At 75.3% G+C, this 5,980-nt stretch carries 2 protein-coding genes; both read left to right on the forward strand.

What is annotated here, in order from left to right; genetic code table 11:
• A partial coding sequence (locus GA0115242_RS33155) for an acyl carrier protein (protein ID WP_161353405.1) occupies positions 1–618 on the forward strand: 618 nt, incomplete at its 5' end.
• Between the two features lie 65 nt (positions 619–683).
• Positions 684–5,980 (forward strand): type I polyketide synthase (locus tag GA0115242_RS33160; RefSeq protein ID WP_141721846.1); only part of this gene is annotated, 5,297 nt, incomplete at its 3' end.

A 5,980-nucleotide genomic window follows, 5' to 3' on the forward strand; every position in this document is an offset into this window, starting at 1 on the left:
CCGGAGAGCCTGCTCCTCGCCGCCCGCCTCGATCCCCGTGCCGTGGCCACGACCGGTACCGGCGGCCCCGAACAGCCCATGCTGCGGGCCCTGATCCGGCAGCCGGCGACCACCCGGCGCCGCGCCGTCACGGCCGACGGGAACGGCGGCCGGGCGGACGGCGCACCGCTCTCCAGCAGGCTCGCCGGACTGGGGCGCGCCGAGCGCCGTCAGGCACTGCTGCGGGTCGTGCGGGAGCACACCGCGATCGTCCTCAGCTACGAGTCGGCCGCCGCGGTCCCCGCCGACCGGGGGTTCCAGGACATCGGCATCGACTCCCTCACCGCGGTCGAACTGCGCAACAGGCTCAGGACCGCGACCGGCCTGACCCTGCCCGCGACCCTGGTCTTCGACTACCCCGACGCCCTCCGCCTCGCCGAACACCTCGCCGGGGAACTGTCGGCGACCCCGGCGGACGGCGACGCGGACGCCGAGCGGGACACCGGCCCCGGCCGCCCGGACACCGCCTCCTCGGCCCCCGGGCGGGAGACCGGCCCGGACGAGGTGGCCGACCGGTTGGAGTCGGCTGCGGCCGACGAACTGTTCGACTTCATCGACCGGGAGTTCGGCTCCGACTGACCCCCCCGCGCCCTCCCCGGCGCCCCGCGACCCCTGCCACCGCAGCGACTGCATGTGAGGCCCTGATGCCGGAAGAAGACAAGCTCCTCGGCTACCTGCGCCGGGTGACGGCCGACCTGCACCAGACCCGGGGGCGTCTGCGCGAGGTCGAGGCCCTGGCCCACGAGCCCATCGCGATCGTCGGCATGGCCTGCCGCTACCCCGGAGGCGTCACCACCCCCGAGGACCTGTGGCACCTCGTACGGGACGGCGTCGACGCCGTCACCCCCTTCCCGGAGGACCGCGGCTGGGACACCGAGGGCGTCCACGACCCCGACCCGGACGCCCCCGGCCGCACCTACGTCCGCGAGGGCGGCTTCCTGCACGACGCGGGCGACTTCGACGCCGCGTTCTTCGGCATCTCCCCGCGCGAGGCCGAGGCCATGGACCCCCAGCAGCGCCTGCTGCTCGAAGCGTCCTGGGAAGCCGTCGAGCGCGCGGGCATCGACCCCGCGTCCCTGAAGGGCCGCGACGCCGGTGTCTTCGTCGGAGCCGTCGCCCTCGGCTACGGGCCGCCCCTGCACGCCGCCGACGGCGCCGAGGGACACCTGATGACCGGCGGCACCACCAGCATCGTGTCCGGGCGCATCGCCTACACCCTCGGCCTCCAGGGCCCCGCCGTCACGGTGGACACGGCCTGTTCCTCCTCGCTCGTCGCCCTGCACCTGGCCGTCCGCTCGCTCCGCCAGGGCGAGTGCGACCTCGCCCTCACCGGCGGCGTCACCGTCATGCCCACCCCCGGCACCTTCATCGGCTTCAGCCGCCAGCGCGGACTGGCCGCGGACGGCCGCTGCAAGCCCTTCTCCGCCGACGCCGACGGCTTCGGACCGGCCGAGGGCGCCGGCGTGCTCTGCCTCGAACGCCTCTCCGACGCCCACCGCAACGGACACCGCGTCCTCGCCGTCGTCCGCGGCACCGCCGTCAACCAGGACGGCGCCAGCAGCGGCCTCTCCGCCCCGAACGGTCCCGCGCAGCAGCGGGTGATCCGCGCGGCGCTCGCGGACGCCGGACTGACCGCGGCGGACGTGGACGTCGTGGAGGCGCACGGCACGGGCACCACGCTGGGCGACCCCATCGAGGCCGGGGCGCTGCTGGCGACGTACGGACAGGACCGGGACCCGCGACGGCCGCTGTGGCTCGGCTCGGTGAAGTCCAACATCGGACACACCCAGGCCGCCGCCGGTGTCGCCGGTGTCATCAAGACCGTTCAGGCCCTGCACCACACCGAACTGCCGCGCACCCTCCACGCCGACGAGCCCTCACCGCACGTCGACTGGTCGACCGGCGCCCTGCGCCTGCTCACCGGCCCCGTCCCCTGGCCCCGGGGCGAACGGCCGCGCCGGGCCGGAGTCTCCTCGTTCGGCATCAGCGGCACCAACGCCCACGTCGTCGTCGAAGAGGCACCGCTCCCGCAGCCGGAACCGGCCGAAGGACCCGCCGCGACGCGGCCCCTGCCGCTGGTGCCCTGGGTCCTGTCGGCCAGGTCCGCCGCCGCCCTGCGCGACCAGGCCGCCCGCCTCGCCGACCACGCCGAACTCCACCCCGGCCGCACACCCGCCGACATCGGCCTCACCCTGGCCACCGCCCGCGCCGCCTTCGACCACCGGGCGGTGCTCCTCGCCTCCGGTCACGCCGACGCCGTGCGGCGGCTGCGGGACCACGCGACGGGCTCCGAGTCCGCGGAACTCGTCACCGCGGTGGCGTCCGGAGCCGAGGCCCCCGTCCTGGTGTTCCCGGGCCAGGGCTCGCAGTGGACGGGCATGGCGGTCCAACTGCTCGACGCCGAACCGGTGTTCGCCGCGCGGTTCGCCGCCTGCGCCGAGGCCCTGGAGCCGTTCACGGACTGGTCGTTGTCCGACGTGGTGCGCGGAGTGCGGGGAGCACCGGGGCTGGACCGCGTGGACGTCGTCCAGCCGGTGTTGTGGGCGGTGATGATGTCGTTGGCGGCGGTGTGGGAGTCGTTCGGGGTGCGTCCTGCCGCGGTGGTGGGTCATTCGCAGGGGGAGATCGCGGCGGCGGTGGTGGCGGGTGCGCTGAGTCTTGAGGACGGGGCGCGGGTGGTCGCGCTGCGCAGCCGCGCGCTGACGGCGCTCTCCGGACGCGGCGGCATGGTCTCCGTCACCGCGCCGGAGGCCGACGTACGACGCGTCGTCGACTCCTACCGGGGCGCCCTGTCCGTCGCGGCCGTCAACGGACCCTCGCACCTCGTGGTGTCCGGCGACGACACCGCCCTCGACGCCCTCCTCGCCGCCTGGGAGGCCGACGGCGTGCGGGCCCGCCGCATCCCCGTCGACTACGCCTCGCACTCGGCACACGTCGAGGAGATCCGCGCCGACGTCGGGAAGGCGGTGTCCGGGGTCTCCCCGCGCCCCTCCGAGGTGCCGTTCTTCTCCACCGTGACCGCCGGTGACCTCGACACGACGGCACTGGACGGCGACTACTGGTACCGCAACCTCCGCTCCCCGGTCCGCTTCGAGGAGACCGTGCGCGCCCTGCTCGACGCCGGTCACCGTCACTTCGTCGAGGTCAGCCCGCACCCGGTGCTGACCCCCGGCGTCGAGCGGACGGCCGAGGACCACGGCAGCGACGTGTCGGTGACCGGAACGCTGCGGCGCGACGACGGCGGCGAGGCCCGCCTGCTCGGCTCCCTCGCCGAGGCCTGGGTCGCCGGGGTCCCCGTGGACTGGGCCCGCGCCTTCGACGGGACGGGCGCGCACCTCGTCGACCTGCCGACGTACGCCTTCCAGCGGCGCCGCCACTGGCTCGACGCGACCCCGGCCGGCGCGGGCGCCCCGGCCACCGGCATGGAACGCGTCGGACATCCGCTGATCGAGGCGGGCGTGCCGCTGCCCGACCAGGACGGCCACCTGTTCACCGGCCGCTGGTCGCTGCGCACCCACCCCTGGCTCGCCGACCACACCGTGCGGGGCCGCGCGGTCGTCCCCGGCACCGCCCTCGTCGAGACCGTGCTGCGCGCGGGTGACGCCGTCGGCGGCGACCGGCTCGACGAACTCAGCCTGGAATCCCCGATGGTGCTCCCCGCCGACGGCGCGCCGCTGCGGGTCCAGGTGACCGTCGGCGGGCCGGAGGACGACGGACGCCGTGCCGTCAGCGTGTACGCGTGCGGCGTCGAGGGCGTCTGGACCCGGCACGCCCGCGCCGTCCTCGGCGCCCCCGGCGACCACCGCGAACCCGCCGGACTCGACGCCTGGCCCCCGGCCGACGGCGCCCACGAGGTCGACACCGGCGGCCTGTACGAACGGCTCGCCGCCGCCGGACTGGCCTACGGGCCCGCCTTCCGCGGCCTGGGACGCGTCTGGCGCCGGGACGGGGAGATCTTCGCCGAGGTCACCCTGCCGGACGGGGAACAGCGGACCGCGGACGGCTTCGGCCTGCACCCGGCGCTGCTGGACGCCGCCCTGCACGCCTGGTCCGCCGGTACGGACGACCTCTCCTCCGTACGGCTGCCGTTCCTGTGGACCGGTGTGTCCCTGTACGCCACCGGGGCCTCGGCCCTGCGGGCGCGGCTGACGCCGGTCGACGGAGGCGGCATGGCCGTGCTCGTCGCGGACGACACCGGCCGTCCCGTGGCGTCGGCCGAGACCCTGGTCACCCGCCCCCTCGACCGGACCGCCGCCGGGGCCACCGCCGTCGCGGACGGCGACGGGCACCTGCACCGCGTCCACTGGACACCCCTGCCCCCGGCCGCCGACGCCGGGACCGCCGCAGCGGCCCCGGACCTCGCCGTCCTCGGAACGGACGTCCCCGCCCTCGACCGCGTCGCGACACGCCACGACGACCTCACCGCCCTCGCCGCGCGGACCGCCGACGGCCGCGACCCGGCACCGGAGTACGTACTGGCGGGCGTCCGGGCGGGCACCGGCGCGGACCTCGCCGAGGAGACCCTGTCCACCACGGCCCGCGTGCTGACGCTCCTTCAGTCCTGGCTGGCGCACGAGACGTTCGCCGCGGCCGGGAGCAAGCTGGTCGTGGTCACCCGTGGCGCCGTGGCCGCCGGAGCGGCGGAGGACGTACCGGACCTGGTCGCCGCACCCGTCTGGGGCCTGGTGCGCTCCGCCCAGGTCGAACACCCCGGTCGCTTCGTCCTCGTCGACCTCGACGACGACCCCGTCTCGGTGGAGGCCCTGCCCGCGGCGCTGCGCACCGGGGAGCCCCAACTCGCGCTGCGACGCGGGGCGGCGAGCGTCCCGCAGCTCCGGGTGGCCCCGGCCGAGCCCACCCTGCCCGACGGGTCCTGGCACCTGCGCACCACCCCCGGAGCCGCCCTCGACACCCTGGCACCGGTCTCCACCGACGCGGCCACCCGCCCGCTCGGCGAGCGCGAGATCCGTGTCGCGATCCGCGCCGCGGGCGTCAACTTCCGCGACGTCCTCATCTCCCTGGGCGCGTACCCGGACGCCGAGAACGCCGTGATGGGCAGCGAGGGCGCGGGCGTCGTGACCGAGATCGGCCCCGGTGTGACCACGGTGGCCGTCGGCGACCGCGTCATGGGACTGGGCTCCACCTGGTTCGGCTCCTTCACCGTGGTGGACGAGCGGGTGGTGGTGGGGGTTCCTGAGGGGTGGTCGTTCGTGGTGGCGGCGTCGGTTCCGGTGGCGTTCGTGACGGCGTTCTACGCGTTGGTGGATGTGGCGGGTGTGCGGGCGGGGGAGTCGGTGTTGGTGCATGCGGCCGCGGGGGGTGTGGGGATGGCGGCGGTGCAGGTGGCGCGGTGGTTGGGGGCTGAGGTGTTCGCGACGGCGAGTGAGGCGAAGTGGGGGGTCGTGCGGGACCTCGGTGTGCCGGAGGACCGGATCGCGTCGTCGCGTTCTGCGGAGTTCGCCGAGCGGTTCGGGGCGGGGGTGGATGTGGTGGTGGATTCGCTGGCGGGGGAGTTGGTGGACGCTTCGCTGGGTCTGGTGCGACCCGGGGGGCGTTTCGTGGAACTGGGGAAGGCGGATGTCCGGGATCCGGCGGAGGTGGCGGCGGCTCATGACGGGGTGATGTATCGGGCTTTCGATCTTGTCGAGGCGGGTCCTGAGCGGTTGGGTGCGATCTTGCGTGAGGTCGTAGACCTGTTCGAGACGGGTGTGCTGGAGTTGCTGCCGCGCAGGGTGTGGGACGTGCGGCGGGCGGGTGAGGCGTTCGGGGTGATGAGCCGTGCGCAGCATGTGGGCAAGCTCGTGTTGAGCCTCCCGGCCGACACCTCCTGCGTCCTTCCGGGAACCCCCTCACCTGACGAAGCGGCCGTCCGCTCGTCCGAGATCTTCCCCTCCGGCGGGTCGTCGGGGTGGGTGGTGGTGTCGGGGGCTTCGGGTGTGCT

This window comes from Streptomyces sp. SolWspMP-5a-2, from assembly GCF_900091845.1.
Classification (GTDB): domain Bacteria; phylum Actinomycetota; class Actinomycetes; order Streptomycetales; family Streptomycetaceae; genus Streptomyces; species Streptomyces doudnae.